This window comes from Micromonospora sp. WMMA1949, from assembly GCF_027460145.1.
Taxonomy (GTDB): Bacteria; Actinomycetota; Actinomycetes; order Mycobacteriales; family Micromonosporaceae; genus Micromonospora.
Genome location: NZ_JAPZBG010000001.1, coordinates 2,352,617 through 2,377,435, shown reverse-complemented (window position 1 = coordinate 2,377,435; position 24,819 = coordinate 2,352,617). Strand labels below are relative to the sequence as shown.

The following is a 24,819-nucleotide window of genomic DNA, read 5'->3' as shown; positions in this document are numbered from 1 at the left end:
TCAATACCACCCTCCTACGCTGCCCCTATGAGCACGAAGACTAGTGAGCTGCTCGCCGTCACGACGCCGCGTACGGCCGCGGTGGTGCGGGGAATTTCGGACGATCAACTCGGCCTGCCCACGCCCTGTCCCGACTACACGGTGCGTGACCTGCTCGGTCACCTGTTCGACGTGGTGGTCAACTTCCAGACGATGGCCCGACGGGAGGAGGTCGACTGGTCCGGCAAGACCGACCACCTGACCGACGGCTGGCGCGACCGGTTCGCGACCGAGGCGACCCGGCTCATCGAGGCGTGGTCCGACCCGGCCGCGCTGGAGGGCGTGTCGCCCGGGATGGGGCTGCCGCAGGAGACGGTCGGGTTGATGGCCCTGATCGACCTCACCATCCACGGATGGGATCTGGCGCGGGCCACCGGCCAGGAGCTGAGCGTGGACCCGGCCGTGGTGGCGGCGGGGCACGAGTTCATGGACCGGATGGGCGACATGGGCCAGAAGATGGGCGCGTTCGGCCCGCCGGTGCCCACCGACGCGGCACCGGCCAGCATGGACGCGCTGCTCGGCCGGGCCGGTCGCGATCCGGCCTGGACCCGCTGATCGAACGGCCCGCGTTGTCCCGCGCGGGCCGTTCTTGACAGCACTATTCATTCAGCGAATAGTGAGGGAGTGTCCACTCAGCACGTCCTGCTCGGGCTGCTCGCCGCCGGGCCACGCCACGGCTACGAGCTGAAGCGTGCGCACGACGAGCGACTGCCCAGGGCCCGGCCGCTCGCCTTCGGTCAGGTCTACGCGACGCTGGCCCGCCTGCAGCGGGACGGCCTGGTCGTGCCGGCCGGTCAGGAGCGGGACGGCGGCCCGGACCGGACCGCCTACGCGCTCACCGACGACGGGCGGGCGGCGCTCGACCACTGGCTGGGCACCGTCGAACCACCGATGCCGTACGTGGCGAGCACGCTGTTCGCCAAGGTGGTCGTCGCGCTCCTGGTGGCCGACGCCGGGCAGGCGCGCGACTACCTGATCGCCCAGCGCCGGGCGCACACGCAGCGGCTGCGTGAGCTGACAGCGCTCAAGACCGCCCCCGGTGCCCGCCTCGACGAGGTGATCGCCGCCGATTTCGCCATCGTCCATCTCGACGCCGATCTCCGGTGGCTGCACACCACCCTGGACCGGGTCGTCGACTGGCACCGGGAGGTGCACTCGTGACGTTCCTGCAAGCGCGTGGCGTGGTCCGCGCGTACGGCCACACGCCCGCGCTGCGTGGCGTGACGCTCGACGTGGCCGAAGGCGAGATCCTCGCGGTCACCGGTCCGAGCGGATGCGGCAAGTCCACGTTGCTGCACTGCCTGGCAGGCATCCTGCGTCCCGACGCCGGTCAGGTCACCTGGCGCGGTGAACGGATCGACACGTGGCCGGAGGCGGCCCGCTCCCGGCTGCGCCGTACCGAATTCGGGGTGTTGTTCCAGTTCGGCCAGCTCGTCGCCGAGCTGACCGCGGCGGAGAACGTCGCCCTTCCGTTGTTGCTCGCCGGCACGGGGCGGCGAGCGGCACGGACGGCGGCGCTCTCCTGGCTGGACCGGCTCGGTGTGGCCGACGTCGCCGACGTCCGGCCCGGCGAGATGTCCGGCGGGCAGCAGCAACGGTGCGCGCTGTCCCGGGCCCTGGTCACCGAACCGCGGGTGATCTTCGCCGACGAGCCGACCGGCGCGCTCGACACGCTGGCCGGCGAGCAGGTGCTCACCCAACTCGTCCGGCTGGCCCGCGAGCAGCGCACCACAGTCGTGCTGGTGACGCACGAGCCGCGCATCGCCGCGTACGCGGACCGGGAGGTGAGCCTGCGCGACGGCATGGTCGACCACACCGGGCTCGGGCTCGACCCGGCGCTGCCGGGCGGATCACGGTGAGGCCGGGCACGCTGCTGCGGCTCGCGCTGGCCGGCACCCGCACCGACGTCGCCCGGGTGGTGCTCACCGCGCTGAGTGCCGCGCTGGCGACGCTGGCCGGGCTGGCCGCGCTGACAGTGCTGTCGGTGGTGAAACCGTCCGGCCACGCCTGGACGCAGTCCGACCAGTACACGAACGCGCTGCTGCGGGAACCCGGCCTGCGCCCGGGCGTGGCGTTCGCGTTGCTGCTGCTCTGCGTACCCGTGCTGGGGCTGGCCGGGCAGTGCGCCCGCCTCGGCGCGCCGGGCCGGGACCGGCGGCTCGCCGCGCTCCGGCTGGCCGGTGCCACCCCCGGGCAGGTCACCCGGCTCGCTGTCGCCGAGACCGGCGTGGCGAGCCTGCTCGGCACCCTCGTCGGCCTGGCCGTCTTCCTGGCCGGGTGCCGGCTGCTGCACCGGCCCGACGCCGACGGGCGGCTGCCGCTGCCCACCGACGTGCGTCCGGCGCCGGTCGCCGTGGCCGCCGTGGTGCTCGGCCTGCCGTTGGTGGCCGCACTGGTCAGCGCGCTGCTGCTGCGGCGGGTCACCACCACCCCGTTCGGCGTCGTGCGCCGGGTCCGCACCCGGGCGCCCTGGCCGTGGCCGGGCGTGCTCATCCTCGCCGCGCTGGCGATCTTCGCCGCGATCCGCCCGCTCCTGCTCTGGTACGAGCGGCGTGGCGCCGTGGCCCCCGACTGGCTGGTGCCGACATTGCTCGTCGTCGGCGGGCTGACCGCGATGATCGGCGTCGTGTCGGGTACGGGCTGGATCTCGTACCACACCGGCCGGCTGCTGCACCGGCACGGACGCGGCCCGGCCGCCCTGCTCGCCGCCCGCCGGCTCGCCGCCGACCCGTGGGCCGGCAGCCGAACCTTCGCCGCGTTGCTGGCCGCGCTGATCTTCGGCGCCGGTGCCGCGGGGCTACGTGCCGAATTCCGGGCCGAGGCCGAGCTGACCCGCCGCACCGGATCCGGAATGGCCGACCCGGGCTTCTACCTCGGCGCGATGGACCTGGTCGACCTCGCGGTCGTGGTGGCGATGGCGATCGCCGGCGGTGGGCTGCTCGTGGCGGTGGTCGAGGGGATCACGAGCCGGCGACGGGCGTACGCGGCGCAGGTGGCCACCGGCGTACCACGGGCCACCATCGGCCGGTCGCTGCTCTGGGCCGCGCTCGCACCCGCCGTACCCGCGATCGGGCTCGCGCTGACGGTCGGCTACCTGCTGATCCGGGGCCTGATGCCGGCACCGAGCAGTGGCGGCTTCACGCGGACGATCTGCGACGCCGGTACGGAGCTGTGCGGCGACCCGGCCACCGCGGCGCGGTACACCAGTACCGAATGGGTGCCGAAGACGACGATCCCGCCGGACGTACCGTGGGATCAGCTGGCCTGGCTCGCGGCCGGCGGGTTGGCGGCGGTGCTGTGCACGGTCGTGGCCGGCCTGCTGTTCCTGCGCACCGCGACCTCGATGGAGGAACTGCGCGCGGGCTGAACGGTCAGCGGCCGAGCAGCCCTGCGCAGCCTTCCTTACACGGCCAGACCGACGCGGTCGAGGATCCAGGCGTTGACGAACGCCTCCTCGCGCCACGAGTCGTACCGGCCGCTGGGACCGCCGTGGCCCGCGCCCATCTCGGTCTTGAGCAGGTAGTCGCCGGCCGGCGCCAGCGACCGCAGCCGGGCGATCCACTTGGCCGGCTCGTGGTAGAGCACGCGGGTGTCGTTGAGGCTGGTCACCGCCAGGATCGCCGGGTACTTGACGGTGGTCACGTTCTCGTACGGCGTGTACGACTTCATGTACGCGTAGACCTCGGGGTCGTCCAGCGGGTTGCCCCACTCCTCCCACTCGGTCACTGTCAGCGGCAGCGACGGGTCGAGGATCGAGGTGAGCGCGTCCACGAACGGCACCTGCGCGACGATCCCGGTGAACGCGTCCGGGGCGAGGTTCGCCACCGCGCCCATGAGCAGGCCACCGGCCGAGGCGCCCCGGGCGGCCAGTCGGTCGCTCGCCGTCCAGCCCGCCTTCACGAGGTGCCGGGCGCACGCCACGAAGTCGGTGAACGTGTTCTTCTTGGCCAGCATCTTGCCTTCGTCGTACCAGCGCCGGCCCAGCTCACCGCCACCCCGGATGTGCGCCACCGCGAAGATCACGCCGCGGTCGAGCAGGCTCAGCCGGGCGATCGAGAACCACGGGTCCATGCTCGCCTCGTACGACCCGTAGCCGTAGATGACGGCGGGCGCCGAACCGTCGCGCGGCGTGCCGCGGCGGCACACGAGCGAGATCGGTACGCGGGTGCCGTCGTCGGCCAGCGCCCAGTCCCGGTGCTGCTCGTAGTCGGCCGGGTCGTAGGCCCGCCCGTCCGGCCCGGGACGGACCGGCTTCTGCCGGCGCAACGTCAGCTCGCGGGTCACCAGGTCGTAGTCGTAGACCGAGTCCGGGGTGACGAGCGAGGTGTAGCGCAGCCGCACCTCGTTCGTCCGGTACTCCGGGTTGGCGTCCAGCCCGACGCTGTAGATCGGCTCGGGGAAGTCGATGTCCCAGCTGTCGTCGCTGCCCACCGCCAGCACCCGCAGACCGGTCAGGCCGTTGGTGCGCAGCGACACCACGAGGTGGTTCTCGAACGCGTCGACCGCCTCCAGCCGGGTGCCCGGCGTGTGCGGGATCAGCGGCACCCAGTCGCCCGGCGTGTCCGCCGAGGTGTACGCCAGCGCGAAGTCCTCCGCGCCGTCGTTGTGCAGGATCAGGAAACGGTGGCCGTGGTGCTCCACCGCGTACTCGATGCCCTGACGCCGCGGGGCCACGACGGCGGGCTCGCCGGTCGGGTTGGCGGCCGGGATCACCCGGACCTCGCTGGTGATCTTGCTGTGGATGTCGATGACCACGAAGCGCTCGGAGCGGGTCAGCTCGACGCCGACCCAGAACCGCTCGTCGTCCTCCTGGTACACCACCACGTCCTCGGTGGACGCGGTGCCGACGGTGTGCCGCCAGACCCGGTTCGGCCGCCACGCCTCGTCCACTGTCACGTAGAACAGCGTGGACGCGTCGCTGGACCAGGCCGTGCCGTAGAACGTGTCCGGCACCTCGTCCGGCAGTGACTCGCCGGTGTTCAGATCCTTGATCCGCAGCGTGTAGCGCTCGTCGCCGGAGAAGTCGGTGGAGTAGGCCAGCCAGCGCCCGTCCGGGCTGACGTCGAACGCGCCGAGGGAGAAGAAGTCGTGCCCCTCGGCGAGCTGGTTGCCGTCGAGCAGCACCTCCTCGCCGTCGAGCGGGGCGCCGTCCGCGCTGACCGGGGGCGCCGTCTCGCCCGGCCGGACCGCGCGCCGGCAGTGCACGCCGTACTGCTGACCCTCGACCGTGCGGGTGTAGTACCAGTAGCCGTCCTTGCGGGTCGGCACCGACAGGTCGGTCTCCTGGGTGCGCCGGCGCGTCTCCTCGAACAGCTCCGCGCGCAGCCCGGCCAGGTGGGCGGTGCGCGCCTCGGTGTACGCGTTCTCGGCGTCCAGGTACGCGATCGTGTCCGGGTCGTCCTTGGCGGCGAGCCAGGCGTACTCGTCGAGGACAGTGTCACCGTGATGGACGCGCTCGGTCGGGACGCGCTTGGCGACGGGCGGTGGGGTTTCGGTCACGGCGCCACGTTACCGGTCGGCGGGCCGCCGCCGGGCGCGCCCGCCGCCCGAATCCCGCGACTCGCCGCCAGGTCCTTCGAACATGTGTACGATAACCGCCATGGCGGATGCGGCACGTTCCACCGACCGACTCGGAGCCCTCGACATCACCCGGAAGCTGGCCGCGATCTGCGGCGAACCGTTCGCCCGCTTCGCCGGTCCGGCCGACGAGGTGGCCAGCCGTACCGCCCGATGGGTGGCGGTGCCGGGTGGCCCGCACGCCGCGGCGGAGGTGTTGCGGCTGGCCGCGGCGTACGACCTGACAGTGGTGCCCCGCGGCGCCGGCACGAAGATCGACTGGGGTGCCGCTCCGGCACAGGTGGACATCATGCTCGACACGGGCCGCCTCGCCGGGGTCTGGCACGAGCCGCGCGACGCGGCGGTGGCCGAGATCGGCGCCGGTACGCCACTGCGCGCGGTCCAGGCCACGCTGGCGCGTACCAACCGGCGGCTGCCTGTCGACGCGCCGTCGCCGGGCGCGACCCTCGGCGGGGTGCTCGCCGCCGACGAGTCCGGTCCGCTGCGCCATCGGCACGGCAGCCCGTGCGCCCAGCTCGTCGGGGTGCGCTACCTCGACGCCGACGGTGAGCTGGTGAGCGTCGGCGAGTCCGGCACGGAGGCGCTCGGCCGGGCCGCCCCGGGCGCCGGCGGTGGCCAGGCGAGCGGGCGCGGTCCGGCGGGCGATGGTGGCGGTGCTGCCGGGCGGGGTGCGGGCGGCGCGGGCTGGGGTGCCGGTGGTGCGTTCGGCGACGCTCCGGGTGGCGGGGATGCGATCCTCGGTCGCGGCGACCTGCCCGGGCTGGACGTGGCCCGGCTGCTCTGCGGCTCGCAGGGCGGGCTCGGGGTGCTGGTCTCGGCCACCATGCGGGTGCACGCCATCCCGGCCGGCCGGCTCTGGGTGTCCCGCCCGGTGTGGACGCCACTGGAGGTGCACGACCTGGTCCGGGCCGTCCTGGCCGCGGGCGTCGATCCGGCCGCCGTCGAACTGGACCTGCCGGTGCCGGTACCGCTGCCCCGGCGCCGCATTCCGCCGACCCACCCGTCGGTGATCAATCGCCCCGATCATCCGGCCGTGACCGGGCGACCCGCTGCCGGCAGCCTGGTGGTGCTGCTGGAGGGCGGCCCGGCCGACGTGACCGAGCGGGCCGAGCGGCTCACCGCCGTCCTCGGTGCCGAGGCGATGGTCAGTCACCACGCGCCGGAATGGTGGGGGCGATACCCATTCGCGCCCGGCGACACGGCGCTACGTATCGAGGTGCCGATAGGCGACCTGCACGCGGCCGTCTACGCGTTGCGCGACGCGACCGGCGGCCCGGTGCCGGTACGCGGCTCGGCCGGCTCGGGCACCGTCCACGCCGCACTGTCCGGCGCGCTGCCGCCGGAGCGGGTCGCCTCGATCCTCACCGCCGTCCGCAGCGTGCTGATCGCCCGGCGGGGCCGGTGCGTGGTGGTGGCCGCGCCCGCGGCGGTACGCCGTGCCGTGGACCTCTGGGGCGAGCTGCCCGCGTTGCCGCGCCTGCGCAGCGCCAAGGCCCACCTGGACCCGCACCACCGTCTGGCCCCCGGCCGTCTCCCCGGCGGCCTCTGACCAGCCCGCGCTGGCCCGGCGCCAGCCTGCCAACGCCCGGCCGCACCCGTTCCGGTGCCCTGCTCGACGGCGGTGCCCGCCGGGCGCCCCGCCGGGCCGGGCGCCCTCGTCTGTCTGCGCACCCCGGCCCGCAAGCCCTGGTGCCGCCCCGCGTCCCACCCCGCCTCCCGCGCGCGTCCGACCCCGCGCCCCGGCGCGCGTCCCGCCCCGCGCACCGCCCGCGCGCGTCCCGCCCCACGCCCCGCCCCGTCCCGCGCGCCCTGCCTCGCCCCGGTGATCAAGGAGTTTGCGTCAGATTTCGCGCCCCCAGAGAACACAAACTCCTTGATCACCGCTGATGGGCGGGCGGGAGTGCGACGAGGGCGGGCTGGAGCGCGACGCCGGGCGGGCTGGGGTGTCCGTGGCGTGCCGGAGCGCGTTGATCATGAAGTTGGCGGGGAGGAATCGGGCGAATTGAGCGGCCAACTTCATGATCAACCGAGATCGGGCGCCCGGGGGCCGGGGCCGGGCGCGGGGACCGGGAGGGCTAGGGGGTGTCGTTTCGGAGGACCAGGATGGCAATGTCGTCGCGTGGGGGCTCGACCGAGAAGGCGATGGTGGCGGCGCGCAGCCGTGCGGCCACCACGTCGGCCGAGTACCCGGCCAGCGGCGCCGCCGACTCGCGCAGCCGCTCGGTGCCGAACAGCTCCCGCCCGCGCCGCCGCTCGGTGACCCCGTCGGTGTAGAAGATCAGCGCGTCGCCGGGCTTGAGCGTCAGCTCGGCGGTCGGTGTGGTGATCGTGTCGAGCAGGCCCAGCGCCGTACCGCCCGCCCCGACGAACGTCGCGCCGCCACCGCCGTGCAGCAGCACCGGGCGGTCGTGGCCGGCCAGGTGCAGCGAGACGTCGAGCTGGTCGCCGTCGCCGGGTGCGACAGCCGCCAGCGCCAGCGTGCAGTAGCGTCCGCCGCCACGTTCGACGAGCGTCTCGTTGAGCCGGCCGAGCACCTCGGGCAGCGGTTTGCCGTCGCCGACGAGCACCCGGATCACGTCCCGGACCAGCCCGGTCACGGCGGCGGCCTGCACGCCCTTGCCGGACACGTCGCCGACCACCACGAGCCAGCGGCCGTCCGGCAGCGGGAGCACGTCGTAGAAGTCGCCGCCGACCTCCGCGTCGTCGCCGGTCGGGACGTACTCGGCGGCGAAGCCGATGCCCTCGACCACCGGGAGCACCGGCGGCAGCAGCGACTGCTGGAGCGTCTGGGCGACCCGGCGGCGCTCGGCGTGGATGCGGGCGTTCTCGATGGCGAGGGCGGCGCGGCGGGCCACGTCCTCCAGCACCGAGACCTCGTCCGGGTCGTGCCGGTGCCGCTGGTGCCGGCCCACGGCGAGGGTGCCGAGCCGTTGGCCACGGGCGATCAACGGTACGGCGAAGCCCTCCATCGGCCCGCCGAGCGGCACCTGGGCGGCGTTGCGGGACGCCTCGCGCAGCCGCGACTGGATCGAGTCCGGGCCGGTCTCCTGGAGGATCCGGTGCAGCTGCGGCAGCATCGCCTCGTCGGCGTGACTCGACGCGGCCAGGCGCAGGCGGCCCCACTCGTCTGTGGTGTGCACGGCGCACCACTGGCCGAGCCGGGGCACCACGAGCTGCGGGACGAGCGCCATGGTCAGTTCGACGTCCAGCGACTGGGCGAGCAGTTCGCTGGCCTCGGCGAGGAACGTCAGCCAGGTGGACCGGCGTACGTCGGCGCGGCGCAGCCGGTCGTTCTCCAGGTGCAGCGACAGCCGCTCGGCGGCCAGTACGGCCAGCGGCCGGGCGTACGCCGAGGGCGCCGCGTCCAGCTCCAGCTCACCGGCGTACGGCCGGTGCACGGCGAGCGGGACGCGCAGCAGCTCGTTGCCCTCGCGTGGCGGCCGGCCGTACCGGGCGAAGACCTGGGTGCCGAGTCCGTCGCCCCGGTCGAGCCGGACGGTGCCACCGGCGGCGCCCACCATCTCGGCGACCCGGGTCAGCAGCCCGACCGCGAACTCGGGCAGCGGCTCGTCGGCGTACGCGTCCGGGGTGAGCTGCATCAGGTCGCTCATGGCCGTGGCGCTCGGCGTACCGTCGCCGGCCCGTTCCGGTTCGACGACCCGCAGCGGGCCGGCCGACGGCCGGGCGGACCCACCCGGACCGGGCCGGTCGAGGCGGAACCAGACGCCCTTGCCGGTGGGCAGGTACGTGGTGCCCCACCGGCTGGAGAAGTGGTCGACGAGCAGCAGCCCGCGCCCTCTGGCGGCGACCTCGGTGATGTCGGACGTGGTGTTGCGCACGCCCACGATCAGCTCGTCCACCGGGCCGGAGGCGAAGTCGGTGACGGTCACGGTGAGGCCGTCGCGGTCGGTGTCGACCTCGATGTCCAGTTCGGTGCGCGCGTGCTCGACGGCGTTCGTGGTCAGCTCGGTGGTGAGCAGCAGCGCCTCGTTCAGCAGTTCGGGCAGCCGCGCTTCGAGGAGCATGGTGCGGACCAGCGCGCGGGCCGCCGCGGGGGTGCGGCGGTCGGCGGGGAGGCGGACCCGGCGGACGCGCTCGTCCGCGCCGCCGCTGGCCGGCCCTGCCTCCGCTGACACCTTCGTATCCTCCACCGCGCCTGCCCCGGGTGCCAAGCGTCCCGGGGAACCCACCACCCGGGTCGATACCGCACGTGACGCGCGATCACACGCGGTGACCTCGACGGATCGCGCGGCACAATGATGGGATGGCCCGTGTGACCGCACGAGCCCGAGCGGAGCGAGGAACGATGGCCACGGTGAATCAGTCGGTGACCGCTGACCCGTCCGCGTCCGACCACGAGGTGCTCCTCGGCGAACTGGTCGAGGCGTTGCGCCGGGTGGGGCGCGGCGATCTGCGGGTGCGCCTGCCCCGGCGGGCGGGTCTGCCCGGTGAGGTCGCCGACGCCTTCAACGACGTGGTGTCGTTGCAGGAACGGCAGCACCTCGACCTGCGGCGGATCAGCCGGATCGTCGGCCGCGACGGCCGGCTCACCGAGCGCCTGGACGACGAGGGCCTGGACGGCTCGTGGGCGGAGGGGCAGCGGGCGGTCAACTCGCTCATCGACGACCTGGGCCGGCCGACCACCGAGATCGCCCGGGTCATCGTGGCGGTGGCCGACGGCGACCTGTCCCAGCACATGGCGCTGGAGATCGACGGGCGTCCGTTGCGCGGTGAGTACCTGCGCATCGGCCGGACCGTGAACACGATGGTGGACCAGCTGTCGTCGTTCGCCGACGAGGTGACCCGGGTGGCCCGCGAGGTGGGCACCGAGGGCAAGCTGGGCGGGCAGGCCGACGTACGCGGGGTGGCCGGCACCTGGAAGGACCTCACCGACTCGGTGAACACCATGGCGTCGAACCTCACCGGGCAGGTGCGGTCGATCTCCCAGGTGGCGACAGCCGTCGCGAAGGGCGACCTGTCGCAAAAGATCACGGTCGGGGCGCGCGGCGAGGTGGCCGAGCTGGCCGACACGATGAACTCGCTCACCGACACGCTGCGGCTGTTCGCCGAGCAGGTCACCCGGGTGGCCCGCGAGGTGGGCACCGAGGGCAAGCTCGGCGGGCAGGCCGAGGTGCCGGGCGTGGCCGGCACCTGGAAGGACCTGACCGACAACGTCAACTCGATGGCGTCGAACCTGACCGCGCAGGTGCGCAACATCGCCCAGGTGTCGACGGCGGTCGCGAAGGGCGACCTGTCGCAGAAGATCACGGTGGCGGCCCAGGGCGAGATCCTGGAGCTGAAGGACACCGTGAACACGATGGTGGACCAGCTGTCGTCGTTCGCCGACGAGGTCACGCGGGTGGCCCGTGAGGTGGGCATCGAGGGCAAGCTGGGCGGCCAGGCGCAGGTGCGCGGCGTCTCCGGCACCTGGCGTGACCTCACCGAGAACGTCAACCAGCTCGCCGGCAACCTGACCAGCCAGGTCCGCAACATCTCCCAGGTCTCCACGGCGGTGGCGAAGGGCGACCTGTCGCAGAAGATCACCGTGGACGCGCAGGGCGAGATCCTCGAGCTGAAGAACACCGTGAACACGATGGTGGACCAGCTGTCGTCGTTCGCCGACGAGGTCACGCGCGTGGCCCGTGAGGTGGGTACCGAGGGCAAGCTGGGTGGTCAGGCCCAGGTCAAGGGCGTCTCGGGTACGTGGCGTGACCTGACCGACAACGTGAACTCGATGGCGTCGAACCTGACCAGCCAGGTGCGGAACATCGCCTCGGTCACCACGGCGGTGGCCAAGGGCGACCTCGGTCAGAAGATCACCGTGGACGCCCGGGGCGAGATCCTGGAGCTGAAGTCCACTGTCAACACGATGGTGGACCAGCTGTCGTCGTTCGCCGACGAGGTCACGCGCGTGGCGCGTGAGGTGGGCACCGAGGGCAAGCTCGGCGGCCAGGCCCAGGTACGCGGCGTCGCCGGCACCTGGCGGGATCTGACCGACAACGTGAACTCGATGGCGTCGAACCTGACCGCGCAGGTGCGCAACATCGCCCAGGTGTCGACAGCTGTCGCCAAGGGCGACCTGTCGCAGAAGATCACCGTGGACGCGCAGGGCGAGATCCTGGAGCTGAAGTCCACTGTCAACACGATGGTGGACCAGCTGTCGTCGTTCGCCGACGAGGTGACGCGGGTGGCGCGCGAGGTGGGTACCGAGGGCAAGCTGGGTGGCCAGGCCCAGGTCAAGGGCGTCTCGGGTACGTGGCGGGATCTGACCGACAACGTGAACTCGATGGCGTCGAACCTGACCAGCCAGGTGCGGAACATCGCCTCGGTCACCACCGCCGTGGCGAACGGCGACCTCGGTCAGAAGATCACCGTGGACGCGCAGGGCGAGATCCTCGAGCTGAAGAACACCGTGAACACGATGGTGGACCAGCTGTCGTCGTTCGCCGACGAGGTGACGCGCGTGGCGCGCGAGGTGGGTACCGAGGGCAAGCTGGGTGGTCAGGCCCAGGTCAAGGGCGTCTCCGGTACGTGGCGTGACCTCACCGAGAACGTCAACCAGCTCGCCTCGACCCTCACCACGCAGTTGCGCGCGATCGCGCAGGTCTCCACGTCGGTGACCCGCGGCGACCTGACCCAGCGGATCAACGTGAAGGCGCAGGGCGAGGTCGCCGAGCTGAAGGACAACATCAACCAGATGATCGTCACCCTCCGGGAGACGACGAAGAAGAACGCCGAGCAGGGCTGGCTCGACTCGAACCTGGCCCGGATCGGTGGTCTACTGCAGGGCCAGCGCGACCTGGGCGAGGTCTGCCGCATGATCATGCAGGAGGTGACGCCGCTGGTGGACGCGCAGCTCGGCGCGTTCTTCCTGGCGGACAGCTCCGAGGGCAGCATGCGGCTGCGGCTCACCGCCTCCTACGGTTACGTGGCACGCGGCCACGACGTCACGTTCGGCCCGGGTGAGGGGCTGGTCGGGCAGGCCGCCCTGTCGCGCCGGACGATCCGGGTCAAGGCGCAGCCGGACGGGCGCCTCGTCGTCCGGTCCGGGCTGGCCGACACGCCCCCGGCCGATCTGGTGGTGCTGCCGGTCCAGTTCGAGGGCGAGCTGCTCGGCGTGATCGAGTTCGCCGGTGTGGCCACCTTCTCCGAGCTGCACCTGGCGTTCCTGGAGCGGCTGGTGCTCACCATTGGCGTGGCGGTGAACACCATCCAGGCCAACCGGCGTACGGAGGAGCTGCTGGCGCAGTCGCAGCGGCTGGCGCACGAGATGCAGGACCAGTCGGCCGAGTTGCAGCGCACCAACGCCGAGCTGGAGGACAAGGCGAAGCTCCTGTCCGAGCAGAAGGCCAACATCGAGACGCAGAACCGGGAGATCGAGCTGGCCCGCCTCGGCCTGGAGGAGAAGGCGCAGCAGCTCACCCGGGCGTCGGCGTACAAGTCGGAGTTCCTGGCGAACATGAGCCACGAGCTGCGGACGCCGCTGAACTCGCTGCTCCTGCTGGCCCGGCTGCTCGCCGAGAACCCGGAGCGCAACCTCAGCGCGAAGCAGATCGAGTTCGCCCGGACCATCCACGGCGCCGGGTCGGACCTGCTGTCGCTGATCGACGACATCCTCGACCTGTCGAAGATCGAGGCGGGCCGGATGGACGTGGAGCCCACGGAGATCCAGTTCGCCGAGATCCGGAGCTACGTCGAGCAGGCGTTCGCGCCGCAGGCCGAGGAGAAGGGCCTGGACTTCCAGGTACGGGTGAGCCAGGACCTGCCGCCCGCGCTGGTCACCGACGCCCAGCGGTTGCAGCAGATCCTGCGCAACCTGCTGTCCAACGCGGTGAAGTTCACCGACAACGGCGCGGTGACGCTGCGGATCGGTCCGGCTGCCGAGAACGCCGTCTTCGACGTGCCGGCGCTGACGAACGCGCAGCGGGTGATCGCGTTCACCGTGATAGACACCGGCATCGGGATCTCCGACGACAAGCTGTCGCTGATCTTCGAGGCGTTCCAGCAGGCGGACGGCACCACCAGCCGGCGTTACGGCGGCACCGGTCTCGGGCTGTCCATCAGCCGTGACCTGGCCCGCCTGCTCGGTGGCACGATCACCGTCTCGTCCGCGCCCGGTCAGGGTTCGACGTTCACTCTGTTCGTACCCGACGTGCTGGCGCCGGACGCGGTGGTGGCACCGGCGCCACCGTCGCCGAGCCGCGCGGGCCTGCCGTCGTCGCTGCTCATGCCCATGGAGCTGCCGCAGCCGCAGGAGACGCCCGCCACCCGACGCCTGGACGGCGTGACCGTGTTGATCATCGACGACGACGTGCGGAACGTGTTCGCGCTGACGTCCGCGTTGGAACTGCACGGGATGACCGTGTTGTACTCGGACAACGGGGCGGACGGCGTCCGCCAGCTCGCCGAGCACCCGGAGGTGGACATCGTCCTGATGGACGCCATGATGCCGGACCAGGACGGGTACGAGACGACAGCGCAGATCCGCCGCAACCACCGGTTCGCGGACCTGCCGATCGTCTTCCTGACCGCCAAGGCGATGCCCGGCGACCGGGAGTCGGCGCTCGGCGCCGGCGGCAGCGACTACATCACCAAGCCGGTGGACCTGGACGAGCTGATCGAACTGATGGCGTCCTGGATCGGCCGGAGCCGAGGCGAGGAGAACGCGTGACGCAGACGGCCAAGGCCCTGCTGGTGGACGACCGGCGGGAGAACCTGATGGCCCTGGAGGCGATCCTCCAGGGCCTCCCGGTGCAGTCGGTCGCGGTGGAGAGCGGCGAGGCGGCGCTCAAGCAGCTCCTGGTGGACGACTTCGCGGTGATCCTGCTGGACGCCCAGATGCCGGACATGGACGGGTTCGAGACCGCCACCCACATCAAGCGGCGCGAGCGGACCCGGCACGTACCGATCATCTTCCTGACCGCCGCGGACAAGGACGCCCAGCTCGCGCTGCGCGGCTACGCGGCCGGCGCGGTCGACTACCTCACCAAGCCGTTCGACCCGTGGGTGCTGCGGGCCAAGGTGACGGTCTTCGTCGACCTGTGGGTGAAGACGCGGCAGCTCGCCGCCCAGTCGGACCTGGTGCGGGAGCGGGACCTGCAGTGGCGGCACCTGACCGACGCGGTGGACGAGGCGACAGCGATGCTGCGCGCCGACGACGACCCGTCCACCCGGGACCGCGCGGTGGAGTTGCTGGAGCAGGCGCGCTGGGGCAACACCCGCTGACGGTTCAGCCGCCGGCCGGGCCGCCGTGCCCGGTCGCGGCCCGCCGGGCACGCCAGCGGTCGCCGAGCGACTCCAGTTCCTCCTGTACGAAGAGGAAGAAGTCGCGCATCTCGGCCACCCGTTCACCGGCCGGGGTGCTGCGGCCGTGCAGCGCGTCGACCCCGCCGGCGGCGATGTCGATGAAGTTCTTGTAGAGCGTGGTCTTGGTGATCGTCGCCTCGTACCAGGGGTTGTCCGGCATCCGGTAGCGGTCGCGCCGGGAGCCCTTGACCGGCTCGCGGACCAGCATGGCGAACTGGGTCAGGTAGCGCACCGCGCCGCTGACCGCCGCCGCGCTGACGCCGAGCCGCTCGGCGATCTCGCCGGCGGTGAGCGGGTCGTCGGCGCTCATCACCGTGAACAGGACCCGGGCGGCCATCCGGGGGAAGCCCACGTCGGCGAAGGCCATCGCCATCCGCTCGATGAAGAGGTGGACCTCCTCCTCGTCGTGACGGGACGGCACGTTCATGGTCGGCTCCTCGACACTCACGCCGTGACCTTACAGTCTTCACAACTTTGTGAAACGAGCGTAACTTCTGAAGTATGGAAACGGCAATCGATGTGTCCGGCCTGGTGAAGACCTTCGGCCGCACCCGGGCCCTCGACGGGCTCGACCTGACCGTCCGCACCGGGGAGGTGCACGGCTTCCTGGGCCCGAACGGCTCCGGCAAGTCGACCACCATCCGGGTGCTGCTCGGCCTGCTGCGGGCGGACGCGGGGGCCGCCCGACTGCTGGGCGGCGACCCCTGGCGGGACGCGGTGGCGCTGCACCGCCGCCTCGCGTACGTGCCCGGCGACGTCACGCTCTGGCCCGGCCTCAGCGGCGGCGAGGTGATCGACCTGCTCGGCCGGCTGCGCGGCGGGCTCGACCCGAAACGCCGCGCCGAGCTGCTGGAGTCGTTCGAGCTGGACCCGCGCAAGAAGGGCCGCACCTACTCCAAGGGCAACCGGCAGAAGGTCGGCCTGGTCGCCGCGCTGGCCTCCGACGTCGACCTGCTCATCCTCGACGAGCCGACCTCCGGGCTCGACCCGTTGATGGAGGAGGTCTTCCAGCACTGGGTCCGCCGGGCCGTCCAGGACGGGCGCACGGTGCTGCTGTCCAGCCACATCCTGGCCGAGGTGGAGGCGCTCTGCGACCGGGTGACGATCATCCGGGCCGGCCGGACGGTGGAGTCCGGCACGCTCGGCGACCTGCGCCACCTGCACCGCACCGCGATCGACGCCGAGGTCACCGCGCCACTCGACGGCCTGGCCGACCTGCCCGGCGTGCACGACCTGCGGGTGGACGGGCAGCGGGTCCGGTTCGACGTCGACACCGCGTCGCTCGACGCCGCGCTGCGCCGGCTCACCGAACTCGGCGTCCGCAGCCTGGTCAGCACGCCGCCGACGCTCGAGGAGCTGTTCCTGCGGCACTACGAGACGGCGTCCTCCTCCGACGCGACGCCCTCCTCCGACGCGACGCCCTCCTCCGGCGTGGCGCGCCCCGAGACGGCGGACCGGTCATGAGCACGCTCACCGGCACGCGTCACCTGGTCCGGCTGATCCTGCGCCGGGACCGCCTCCTGCTGCCGCTGTGGGTGCTGATCCTCGCGGTGCTGCCGACGACGTACGCGGCCAGCTACTTCGAGCTGTTCCCGACCGCCGCCGATCGGGCCGCGTACCTGGAGGGCACCGCCCGCAACCCGTCCATCGTCGCGCTGCTCGGCCCGGCGTACGGCGACAGCATCGGCGGGCTGACCGCCCAGCGCAGCGGCTTCCTGCTGCTCATCGTCGCGCTGGCGAGCCTGCTCACGGTCATCCGGCACACCCGCACCGAGGAGGAGGCCGGGCGGCGGGAACTGCTCGGCGGCAGCGTCCTCGGGCGGCACGCCGGGCTGACCGCCGCGCTGCTCGTCACGTACGCCGCAGACCTGGTGCTCGGGCTGCTCACCGCCGCGGGGCTGGTCTCGACCGGACTGCCGGTCGGTGGCTCGCTCGCGTACGGGCTGGTCACCGTGCTGACCGGCGTGGTCTTCGCCACGCTCGGCGGGCTGGCCGCCCAGCTCACCGAGACCGCGGGCGGGGCGCGGGGCATCGGCCTCGCCGGTCTCGGCGCCGCGTTCGGGCTGCGCCTGGCCGGGGACACCGCCGGCAACGACTGGCCGAGCTGGCTGTCCCCGCTGGGCTGGGCCGCGCGCGTCCGGCCGTACGAGGGGGAGCGGTGGTGGGCGCTGCTGCTGCCGCTGGCCGCGACGGTGCTGCTCGCCGCGCTCGCGTACCCGATCTCGGTCCGCCGCGACCTGGGCGCGGGCGTGCTGCCGCCCCGGCTCGGCCCGGCGGGCGCGGGCGGCGCGTTGTCCGGGCCGTTCGGGCTGGCCTGGCGGCTGCACCGGGGGCAGATCCTCTGGTGGTCGGTCGGGTTCGGCCTGCTCGGGCTGATCCTCGGGGGCGCCGCCGAGGCGGCCGGCCGGTCGGTCGAGGGGAGCCCGCGGATGGAGGAGATCGTGGCCCGGCTCGGCGGGGCGTCCGGCATGGCCGACGCCTACCTGGGGGTCACGTTGAGCCTGGCCGGGCTCGCCGCCGCCGGGTACGGCATCCAGGCGGCGCTGCGGATGCGCGCGGAGGAGTCCGCCGGGCACGCGGAGCCGGTGCTCGCCACCGGTACGCGGCGCTCGACCTGGCTGCTCTCCCACGTGACGTTCGCGCTGCTCGGCCCGGTGGTGGTGCTCGCGGTGACCGGGTTGGCGACCGGCCTGACGTACGGGCTGAGCACCGGCGACGTGCCCCGCCAGCTGGGCCGGATGCTCGCCGCCGGTCTGGCCCAGGTGCCGGCCGCGTGGGTGCTGGCCGGGCTCGCCGTGCTGCTCTACGGCCTGCTGCCCCGCCTCGCGTCGGCCGCGTGGGTGGTGCTGGCGGTCTGCGTGCTGCTCGGGCAGCTCGGCGCCGTGCTGGAGCTGGACCAGTGGCTGCTGGACGTGTCCCCGTTCACGCACACCCCCCAGGTGCTGCGCGACAGCTGGACCGCCACCCCGCTCTACGTCCTCACGGCCCTGGCGGTGACCCTGGCCACAGCGGGCCTGCTGACGTTCCGCCGCCGCGACATCCCCGTCCTCTGAAACCGTTGATCTTGCACTTGTGGCCCCGGCGAAAGGGGTGAATCACCCTCGCCGAGGGCCGCAAGTGCAAGATCGCGGGGGAGGGCCGGGGCGGAGCTACGGGGTGGCCTCGTTGCGGATCATCAGGGCGCTGCGGAGGCCGGTGATGTCCAGGACGCGGATCAGGAAGTCACCGACGTTGGTGAGCATCAGCAGGCACTGGGTGTGACTGGCCTTGCGGCTGAGCACCACCAGCGTGCCGAGGCCCTGCGAGTCACAGAACGTGACCCCGGCCAGGTCGAGCACGATGCGCGGGGGCGGATCCGCCAGCACCTCGTTGACCACCGTCGAGAGCTGGGCGGCCGTGAGCATGTCGATCTCACCGGCCAGGCGAAGCACGGCTTCGTCACCCGTCCGGTGTACGGTGATGGACAGTTCGGCACGATCCACCCGGTCAGCCTATCGCGATCTCGACCAGCGGGCCTGTCGAGCGGATCGCCGTCGGCCCGTCGCGCCGCTCAGGCGGGTGAGCCTGGTAACCCCCGCCGCGGGGTGCCTGCCAGGCAGCACTCCGGCGCTGACACAATGGCCTCATCGTGACCGAGACGCATTCCGCCGGATCCGGCCGCTACCCGGCCGACGCCCCGGCCTCCGAGGCCCTGTTCGACCGCGCCAAGGCCGTCGTGCCCGGCGGGGTCAACTCTCCTGTGCGCGCGTTCCGTGCCGTCGGCGGCACCCCGCGCTTCATGGTCCGGGGGGAGGGGCCGTGGCTCTTCGATGCCGACGGTCGTCGCTACGTCGACCTGGTCTGCTCCTGGGGCCCGCTGATCCTCGGCCACGCGCACCCGGCGGTGGTGGAGGCGCTGCGCGAGGCGGCGGCGCTCGGCACCAGCTTCGGCACGCCGACGCCGGGTGAGGTGGACCTGGCCGAGGAGATCATCGCGCGGACGCCGGTGGAGCAGGTGCGCCTGGTCAACTCCGGCACCGAGGCGACCATGTCGGCGATCCGGCTGGCCCGCGGCTTCACCGGCCGCGCCAAGATCATCAAGTTCTCCGGCTGCTACCACGGCCACTCGGACGCGCTGCTCGCCGCCGCCGGCTCCGGCGTGGCCACCTTCGGCCTGCCCGACTCGCCCGGCGTGACCGGCGCGGCAGCGGGCGACACCATCGTGCTGCCGTACAACGACCTGCGCGCGGTCGAGGAGGCGTTCGCCGCCGAGGGGCAGCACATCGCGGCGATCATCACCGAGGCGGCCGCCGGCAACATGGGTGTGATCGCGCCCCGCGACGGCTTCAACGCCGAGCTGGCCCGGATCGCCCACGCCAACGGCGCGCTGCTCATCGTCGACGAGGTGATGACCGGGTTCCGGGTGTCCCGCGCCGGATGGCACGGCCTCGACCCGTCGGACGCGGATCTGTGGACGTACGGGAAGGTCATGGGTGGTGGCCTGCCCGCGGCGGCGTTCGGCGGGCGCGCGGAGATCATGGCGAGACTCGCCCCGGCCGGCCCGGTCTACCAGGCCGGCACGCTCTCCGGTAACCCGCTGGCCTGCGCGGCCGGGCTGGCCACGCTGCGGCTGGCAGACGACGCGCTCTACCGGCGGCTCGACGAGACCGCCGCCGCGCTCGGCAAGCTCACCACCGAGGCGCTGTCCGCGGCGGGAGTGCCGCACCGGCTCTCCACCGCGGGCAACATGTTCTCGGTCTTCTTCACCGACGCGGACGTGCACGACTACGACAGCGCCCGCACCCAGGTGGTGCCGGCGTTCAAGGCGTTCTTCCACGCGATGCTCGCCGCCGGCGTCTACCTGCCGCCGAGCGCGTTCGAGTCGTGGTTCGTCTCGACCGCGATCGACGACGCGGCGTGGGAGCAGATCGCCGCCGCCCTGCCGGTGGCGGCGCGGGCGGCGGCAGCGGCGGGAAGCGGGGGATAACTCATGGCGGAGACAGTGGTGCACGTGCTGCGGCACGGTGAGGTGCACAACCCGGACGGCATCCTCTACGGCCGCCTGCCCGGGTTCCGCCTCTCCGAGCTGGGCGTGCAGATGGCCAAGGCGGCGGCGCAGGCGCTCGCCGACCGGACCGTCGTGCACGTGGTGGCCAGCCCGCTGGAGCGCGCCCAGCAGACCGCCGAGCCGATCGCGGCGCAGTTCGGTCTCTCCGTCGGCGTCGACGAGCGCCTGATCGAGAGCGCGAACTGGTTCGAGGGCAAGAAGGTCTCGCCCGGTGACGGCTCGTTCCGCGACCCGCGCAACTGGTGGGTGCTGCGCGACCCGGTGACCCCGTCCTGGGGCGAGGCGTACCGGGTCATCGCCGAGCGCATGTTCGCCGCGCTGCACGCCGCCCGCGTCGCCGCCGAGGGGCGCGAGGCGGTGCTCGTGTCGCACCAGCTCCCGATCTGGACGCTGCGCCGGCACGTCGAACGCAAGCGTCTCTGGCACGACCCGCGCCGCCGCCAGTGCGGCCTGGCCAGCCTCACCTCGTTCCACTTCGACGGCGCCAAGATCGTCGGTATCGGGTACTCCGAGCCGGCCGCCCACCTCGTCTCGATCTCGCCGACCGCCCGGACGGCCAAGGGGGCCTGATGCTCACCCGGAGGCTCGCCGCCGCCCTGCTCGCCGCCGTCACCGCCGGTACGGCGCTGGTCGGCTGCTCCTCCGACAGCCAGGAGAGCCGGTGTGCCGCCGACGGCTCCACCGTCACCTGTGCCCCGGACCAGCGCTCCAAGACGCCGAAGGTGAGTGGTGACCTGCTCACCGGCGGCAGCTACGACATCTCCCGGGACCGCGGCCAGGTCGTCGTGGTCAACTTCTGGGGCTCCTGGTGCGCGCCCTGCCGCGCCGAGGCCGACGACCTGGAGGCCACCTACCAGGCCACCAAGGGCTCCGGCGTGACGTTCCTCGGCATCAACGTGCAGGACAGCAAGGACAAGGCGATCGCCTTCGAGGAGGGCCGGGTCACGTACCCGAGCATCTTCGACCCGGCCAGCCGGCAGGCGCTGAACTTCGACATCCCGCCGAACACCACCCCGGCCACCGTCGTGCTCGACCGCGAGGGCCGGATCGCCGTGGTGATCCGGCGGGCCGTCACCCAGGCCGAGCTGCGGCCGATCGTCGAGGACATCGCCGCCGAGTCGCCACCGCCGAACGGCGCCCGCTGATGGGCGAGACGTTCCGGCAGCTCGCCGAGTCCGGCCCGCTGCTGCTCGCGGTCGGTGCGGCCGCACTGGCCGGACTGGTCAGCTTCCTGTCCCCGTGCGTGCTCCCGCTGATGCCCGGCTACCTGTCGTACGTGACGGGCTTGGCCGGCTCCGACCTGGAGGGCGGTGCAAGGAAGGGCCCCCTGTTAACGCCTCCGGTAGAGGAGGGGCCCCTTCTTAACACCGGCACCGCCGGCGGCGGCAGCGCAGGCGGCGCAGGTGGCACCGGTGGCACCGGTGGCGCAGGCGGCGTGAGCGTCGCCGAGCGGGCGGCGCCGGAGCGCACCGTCGCCGCCGTCAAGGGCCGCGTGCTCGCCGGCACGCTGCTGTTCATCGCCGGCTTCACAGTCGTGTTCGTCGCCACTGCGATCCTCTTCTCCGGCGTCGGCAAGCTCTTCTTCCGGTACGAGCGCACGCTGGAGATCGTCATCGGCGCGCTCGTGGTGGTGCTCGGCCTCGGCTACCTCGGGGTGATCCCCGGCATGCAGCGGGAGTTCCGCATCCGCTGGCTGCCCTCCGCCGGACTGCTCGGCGCGCCGGTGCTCGGCGCCGTGTTCGCGCTCAGCTGGCTGCCCTGCACCGGCCCCACGCTCGGCGCGGTGCTCGGCATGGCGGCCACCGAGGGCGGCACCGACCGGGCCGTGGTGCTCGCCGTGGCGTACTGCCTCGGGCTGGGGATACCGTTCGTCGTCTTCGGGCTGGGCTTCCAGCGCCTGCTCGGGGTGTTCCGCGCCGTCCGGCGCAACAGCCGCTGGGTCACCCGGATCGGCGGCGCGCTGCTGATCGCGATCGGCCTGGCGCTGATCACCGGCGGCTGGGTGAACGTGGTGATCTGGCTGCAGACGAACGTGGGCGTGGGCGAGGTGAGCATCTGATGACGACCGTGGACGACCGGCCGTCGACCCCACCCGCGCAGGCGCCCCGGCGACGGGTCAACCCGGTGCTGGCCCTGCTGCGCAACTCGTGGCGGCAGCTCACCAGCATGCGTACGGCGCTGATCCTGCTGTTCCTGCTCGCCATCGCGGCCATCCCCGGCTCGGTGCTGCCCCAGCGCGGTGTCAACCCGGAACGCGTCAACCAGTGGTTCCTCGACCACCCCGACCTCGCGCCCCGGCTGGACCAGATCGGCGCGTTCGAGGTCTTCGGCTCGGTCTGGTTCTCCGCGATCTACCTGCTGCTGTTCACCTCGCTGATCGGCTGCATCCTGCCCCGCGCCCGGGACCACGTCCGCGCGCTGCGGATGAGGCCGCCGGCCGCGCCGAGGCGGTTCGACCGGCTGCCGCAGCACGCGGTGCTGGAGGCCCCGGCCGCCGCCGATCCCGAGGCGATCGCGGCGGTGCTGCGCCGTCGCCGGTGGCGGGTCACCGTGCGCGGCAACGAGGTCTCCGCCGAGAAGGGCTACCTCAAGGAGACCGGCAACCTGCTCTTCCACGTGTCGCTGGTCGCCGTCCTGCTCGGGGTGGCGCTCGGTTCCTGGTACGGATGGCACGGCAACCGCATCCTGGTCGCCGGCGAGGACAACGCGTTCTGCAACACCCGCCAGCAGTACGCCGAGGCGTCGCTCGGCCCGCGTGTGGACAGCTCCGACCTGCCTCCGTTCTGCCTGACGCTGGAGAAGTTCGAGGCCGACTACCTGCCGTCCGGGCAGGCGTCCCGCTACTGGGCCACCGTCACCGTGGACGAGCCGGATGGCGCGGAGCGGACCGCCGGATTCTCGGTCAACTCGCCGCTGCGGCTCGGCTCGGCGAACGTCTACCTGCTCGGCAACGGCTACGCGCCGCTGCTGAAGTACACCGACAAGTACGGCCGCAGCCAGACCAGCGAGGCGCCGTTCCTGCGTACCGGCGACTCGAACGCGACCGAGGAGGGCGTGGCGATCTTCCCGGATGCCAACGTCGACCCGAAGACCGGCGCGCGCGCCCCGGACCAGCAGATCGCCTTCGACGGGCTCTACCTGCCCACCGCGCCGGAGAGCGCGCCGTACGTGGCGTCGCAGTACCCGGCCGAGCGCAACCCGATGGTGAACCTGACCGCGTACCGGGGCAATCTCGGGCTGGACGCGGGCATCCCCGGCTCGGTCTACGCGCTGGACCGGAGCCAGATCGACGACGGCAAGCTCAAGGAGATCGGCACCAAGCTGCTGCGGCCGGGGGAGAAGTGGACCCTGGACGACGGCAGCACGCTGGAGTTCGTCGGCACCAAGCCGTACGTCACGCTCGCGGTCCGGCACGCGCCCGGGCAGACGTTGCTGCTGGTGGCGAGCGGCACGCTGCTGCTCGGCCTGATGGGCTCGCTGTTCGCCCGGCGGCGCCGGGTGTGGTTCCGGGTTTCGCCCCCCGAGGGGGGATCTCCGACGGGCGGTAGTAGTTTGGTGGAGGCCGGTGGGCTGCCGCGCACCGAGCACCCAGGGTTCGCCGACGAGTTCGCGCAGCTCGTCGCCGCGGTGAGCGGTGATGCGCCGGACGCGCGGCGGGCGCGAGAAGGAGACGAGTGATGTCCGCACTCTCCGACCAGTTGGTCGCGTTCGCGATCCTGGCGTACCTGATCGCGATGATCAGCCACGCCGTGGAGTTCGCGCTGGGCAACGCGCGGAGGGTGCCCGCGGCCGCGCCGGCGCGTGAGCTGGTGGGCGCGGGCGTCGGCGGCGCCGGTGGCACCGTCGACGAGCCGGCCGTCGCGGCTACGCCGCCGAGGCCGGACCGCACCGGCGCCCGGGCAGTGCTGGCCGGCCGGATCGCCGCCTGGCTCACCGTGCTGGCCGCCGCCGTGCACTTGGGCGCCGTGGTCACCCGGGGCCTCGCCGCCGACCGGATGCCCTGGGGCAACATGTACGAGTTCGTGCTGACCGGCACCTGGATCGGCATGGCGGCCTGGCTCGTGGTGCTCTGGAAGCAGCCGTGGCTGCGCCGGCTCGGGCTGTTCCTGACGCTGGTCATGGTGCTGCTGCTGGCGTTCGCCGAGCTGAAGCTCTACGTGCCGATCGAGCCGCTGATGCCGGCGCTGCAGTCGTGGTGGTTCATCATCCACGTCTCGACGATCATCTTCGCCTCGGGCATCTTCCTGCTGGGCGTGGTGCCCGCCGCCGCGTACCTGATGCGGGCCGGCTGGGAGCAGGGGCGGCGCAGCTTCCCGTACACCCTGGCCCGCCGCCTCCCGGAGGCGGCCGGGCTGGAGCGGCTGACCTTCATGCTGCACGCCTTCTCGTTCCCGATCTTCACCTTCGCGGTGATCGCGGGGGCGATCTGGGCCGAGGCGGCCTGGGGTCGCGCCTGGGGCTGGGACCCGAAGGAGACCTGGGCGTTCATCTCCTGGGTGGTGTACGCGGGTTACCTGCACGCCCGGGCCACGCCGAGCGTGAAGCGCAACGTGGCCACCTGGATCGCCATCGTGGGCTTCCTGACCGTGATGATGAACCTGTTCGGGGTCAACTTCTTCTTCACCGGTCTGCACTCGTACGCCGGGGTGGAGTGACCGGGCGCGCGCTCAGCACCTCGTCCACCCGGCGCGTGATCTGGTAGGCCACCTCCGGCAGGTCGGCCAGTTCGAGGCGGTCCGCCCGCAGCGCGAACTGGGCGTGCAGCTCGCGGGCCACCGCGTCGCGGATCTCTGACTGGAGCGGGCTGAGGCCGTCCGGGTCACCCACCACGTATGCGTCGTCCATCCGTC

General features: G+C 72.7%; 20 protein-coding genes. 15 read left to right on the top strand and 5 right to left on the bottom strand.

Translation table 11 applies throughout. The features are described 5' to 3' along the window. Positions 1 to 27: 27 nt before the first annotated feature. The 4 genes from O7607_RS11100 (at position 28) to O7607_RS11085 (ending at position 3,406) form a co-directional block, all read left to right on the top strand. A complete protein-coding gene (locus O7607_RS11100) occupies positions 28 to 594 on the top strand; it encodes a TIGR03086 family metal-binding protein (protein WP_269702938.1) in 567 nt (188 codons plus the stop codon). A 69-nt stretch (positions 595 to 663) separates the two neighbouring features. Continuing rightward, entirely contained in the window at positions 664 to 1,200 is a 537-nt protein-coding gene (locus tag O7607_RS11095) for a PadR family transcriptional regulator (RefSeq protein ID WP_269702936.1), read from the top strand. Beyond that, complete coding sequence (locus tag O7607_RS11090; protein WP_269702934.1) at positions 1,197 to 1,898, top strand: ABC transporter ATP-binding protein; 702 nt, start codon at positions 1,197 to 1,199, stop codon at positions 1,896 to 1,898. The genes O7607_RS11095 and O7607_RS11090 overlap by 4 nt, the downstream gene beginning before the upstream one ends. Next, complete coding sequence (locus O7607_RS11085; RefSeq protein ID WP_269702932.1) at positions 1,895 to 3,406, top strand: FtsX-like permease family protein; 1,512 nt, start codon at positions 1,895 to 1,897, stop codon at positions 3,404 to 3,406. Before O7607_RS11090 ends, O7607_RS11085 begins: the two co-directional genes overlap by 4 nt. A gap of 35 nt (positions 3,407 to 3,441) precedes the next feature. Here the strand turns inward: O7607_RS11085 and O7607_RS11080 are convergent, their stop codons facing one another. Continuing rightward, positions 3,442 to 5,538, bottom strand: coding sequence for a S9 family peptidase (locus tag O7607_RS11080; RefSeq protein ID WP_269702930.1), 2,097 nt, complete (start codon positions 5,536 to 5,538; stop codon positions 3,442 to 3,444). A 100-nt stretch (positions 5,539 to 5,638) separates the two neighbouring features. Here O7607_RS11080 and O7607_RS11075 point away from each other — a divergent pair, with 100 nt between their 5' ends. Further along, the gene (locus O7607_RS11075) at positions 5,639 to 7,165 is read left to right on the top strand and encodes an FAD-binding oxidoreductase (RefSeq protein ID WP_269702928.1); all 1,527 of its coding nucleotides are present in this window, start codon (positions 5,639 to 5,641) and stop codon (positions 7,163 to 7,165) included. A gap of 526 nt (positions 7,166 to 7,691) precedes the next feature. Here O7607_RS11075 and O7607_RS11070 read toward each other — a convergent pair. After that, positions 7,692 to 9,752 (bottom strand): SpoIIE family protein phosphatase, encoded by a 2,061-nt coding sequence (locus O7607_RS11070; RefSeq protein WP_269702926.1) that lies wholly within the window; start codon positions 9,750 to 9,752, stop codon positions 7,692 to 7,694. 170 nt (positions 9,753 to 9,922) lie between these two features. Between O7607_RS11070 and O7607_RS11065 the strand changes: the two genes are divergently transcribed. Together O7607_RS11065 and O7607_RS11060 are read left to right on the top strand one after the other, a co-directional pair. Continuing rightward, positions 9,923 to 14,287 carry a HAMP domain-containing protein gene (locus O7607_RS11065; RefSeq protein WP_269702924.1) on the top strand — a complete coding sequence of 1,455 codons (4,365 nt, stop codon included), beginning with the start codon at positions 9,923 to 9,925 and terminating at the stop codon, positions 14,285 to 14,287. Continuing rightward, positions 14,284 to 14,841 (top strand): response regulator, encoded by a 558-nt coding sequence (locus O7607_RS11060; RefSeq protein WP_269702923.1) that lies wholly within the window; start codon positions 14,284 to 14,286, stop codon positions 14,839 to 14,841. The genes O7607_RS11065 and O7607_RS11060 overlap by 4 nt, the downstream gene beginning before the upstream one ends. A gap of 4 nt (positions 14,842 to 14,845) precedes the next feature. Here O7607_RS11060 and O7607_RS11055 read toward each other — a convergent pair whose 3' ends face one another. Further along, positions 14,846 to 15,370 (bottom strand): GbsR/MarR family transcriptional regulator, encoded by a 525-nt coding sequence (locus O7607_RS11055; RefSeq protein ID WP_269702921.1) that lies wholly within the window; start codon positions 15,368 to 15,370, stop codon positions 14,846 to 14,848. Between the two features lie 53 nt (positions 15,371 to 15,423). Here O7607_RS11055 and O7607_RS11050 point away from each other — a divergent pair, with 53 nt between their 5' ends. Together O7607_RS11050 and O7607_RS11045 are read left to right on the top strand one after the other, a co-directional pair. Next, positions 15,424 to 16,386: an ABC transporter ATP-binding protein gene (locus O7607_RS11050; RefSeq protein WP_269702919.1), complete on the top strand. Its 963-nt coding sequence runs from the start codon at positions 15,424 to 15,426 to the stop codon at positions 16,384 to 16,386. Next, positions 16,383 to 17,975, top strand: a complete 1,593-nt coding sequence (locus tag O7607_RS11045; RefSeq protein WP_269702917.1) for an ABC transporter permease — start codon at positions 16,383 to 16,385, stop codon at positions 17,973 to 17,975. Before O7607_RS11050 ends, O7607_RS11045 begins: the two co-directional genes overlap by 4 nt. Before the next feature lie 96 nt (positions 17,976 to 18,071). Here the strand turns inward: O7607_RS11045 and O7607_RS11040 are convergent, their stop codons facing one another. After that, complete coding sequence (locus O7607_RS11040; protein WP_013283540.1) at positions 18,072 to 18,404, bottom strand: STAS domain-containing protein; 333 nt, start codon at positions 18,402 to 18,404, stop codon at positions 18,072 to 18,074. Between the two features lie 146 nt (positions 18,405 to 18,550). Here O7607_RS11040 and hemL point away from each other — a divergent pair, with 146 nt between their 5' ends. From hemL to ccsB, 6 genes are read left to right on the top strand one after another with little or no spacing between them, the layout of a single operon-like run. Further along, a complete protein-coding gene (gene hemL, locus O7607_RS11035; RefSeq protein ID WP_269702915.1) occupies positions 18,551 to 19,888 on the top strand; it encodes a glutamate-1-semialdehyde 2,1-aminomutase in 1,338 nt (445 codons plus the stop codon). A gap of 3 nt (positions 19,889 to 19,891) precedes the next feature. Then, positions 19,892 to 20,539, top strand: a complete 648-nt coding sequence (locus O7607_RS11030) for a histidine phosphatase family protein (RefSeq protein WP_184681158.1) — start codon at positions 19,892 to 19,894, stop codon at positions 20,537 to 20,539. Then, the gene (locus O7607_RS11025; protein WP_269702912.1) at positions 20,539 to 21,114 is read left to right on the top strand and encodes a TlpA family protein disulfide reductase; all 576 of its coding nucleotides are present in this window, start codon (positions 20,539 to 20,541) and stop codon (positions 21,112 to 21,114) included. The genes O7607_RS11030 and O7607_RS11025 overlap by 1 nt, the downstream gene beginning before the upstream one ends. After that, positions 21,114 to 22,028, top strand: a complete 915-nt coding sequence (locus tag O7607_RS11020) for a cytochrome c biogenesis CcdA family protein (RefSeq protein WP_269702910.1) — start codon at positions 21,114 to 21,116, stop codon at positions 22,026 to 22,028. Before O7607_RS11025 ends, O7607_RS11020 begins: the two co-directional genes overlap by 1 nt. Continuing rightward, positions 22,028 to 23,647: a cytochrome c biogenesis protein ResB gene (resB, locus tag O7607_RS11015; protein WP_269702908.1), complete on the top strand. Its 1,620-nt coding sequence runs from the start codon at positions 22,028 to 22,030 to the stop codon at positions 23,645 to 23,647. The genes O7607_RS11020 and resB overlap by 1 nt, the downstream gene beginning before the upstream one ends. Next, entirely contained in the window at positions 23,647 to 24,624 is a 978-nt protein-coding gene (ccsB, locus tag O7607_RS11010; protein ID WP_269702907.1) for a c-type cytochrome biogenesis protein CcsB, read from the top strand. The genes resB and ccsB overlap by 1 nt, the downstream gene beginning before the upstream one ends. On the opposite strand, the gene O7607_RS11005 is transcribed toward ccsB, so the two are convergent. Next, complete coding sequence (locus O7607_RS11005) at positions 24,590 to 24,814, bottom strand: hypothetical protein (protein ID WP_269702905.1); 225 nt, start codon at positions 24,812 to 24,814, stop codon at positions 24,590 to 24,592. The two genes, ccsB and O7607_RS11005, sit on opposite strands and share 35 nt — an antisense overlap. Between the last annotated feature and the right edge of the window lie 5 nt (positions 24,815 to 24,819).

Excerpts from the sequence above, each read along its gene's own strand:
- O7607_RS11100 (WP_269702938.1), top strand. The coding sequence starts at position 28 with ATGAGCACGAAGACTAGTGAGCTGCTCGCCGTCACGACGCCGCGTACG.
- O7607_RS11075 (WP_269702928.1), top strand. The coding sequence starts at position 5,639 with ATGGCGGATGCGGCACGTTCCACCGACCGACTCGGAGCCCTCGACATC.
- O7607_RS11065 (WP_269702924.1), top strand. The coding sequence starts at position 9,923 with ATGGCCACGGTGAATCAGTCGGTGACCGCTGACCCGTCCGCGTCCGAC.
- O7607_RS11050 (WP_269702919.1), top strand. The coding sequence starts at position 15,424 with ATGGAAACGGCAATCGATGTGTCCGGCCTGGTGAAGACCTTCGGCCGC.
- O7607_RS11045 (WP_269702917.1), top strand. The coding sequence starts at position 16,383 with ATGAGCACGCTCACCGGCACGCGTCACCTGGTCCGGCTGATCCTGCGC.
- O7607_RS11030 (WP_184681158.1), top strand. The coding sequence starts at position 19,892 with ATGGCGGAGACAGTGGTGCACGTGCTGCGGCACGGTGAGGTGCACAAC.
- O7607_RS11025 (WP_269702912.1), top strand. The coding sequence starts at position 20,539 with ATGCTCACCCGGAGGCTCGCCGCCGCCCTGCTCGCCGCCGTCACCGCC.
- O7607_RS11020 (WP_269702910.1), top strand. The coding sequence starts at position 21,114 with ATGGGCGAGACGTTCCGGCAGCTCGCCGAGTCCGGCCCGCTGCTGCTC.
- resB (WP_269702908.1), top strand. The coding sequence starts at position 22,028 with ATGACGACCGTGGACGACCGGCCGTCGACCCCACCCGCGCAGGCGCCC.
- ccsB (WP_269702907.1), top strand. The coding sequence starts at position 23,647 with ATGTCCGCACTCTCCGACCAGTTGGTCGCGTTCGCGATCCTGGCGTAC.
- O7607_RS11005 (WP_269702905.1), bottom strand. The coding sequence starts at position 24,814 with ATGGACGACGCATACGTGGTGGGTGACCCGGACGGCCTCAGCCCGCTC.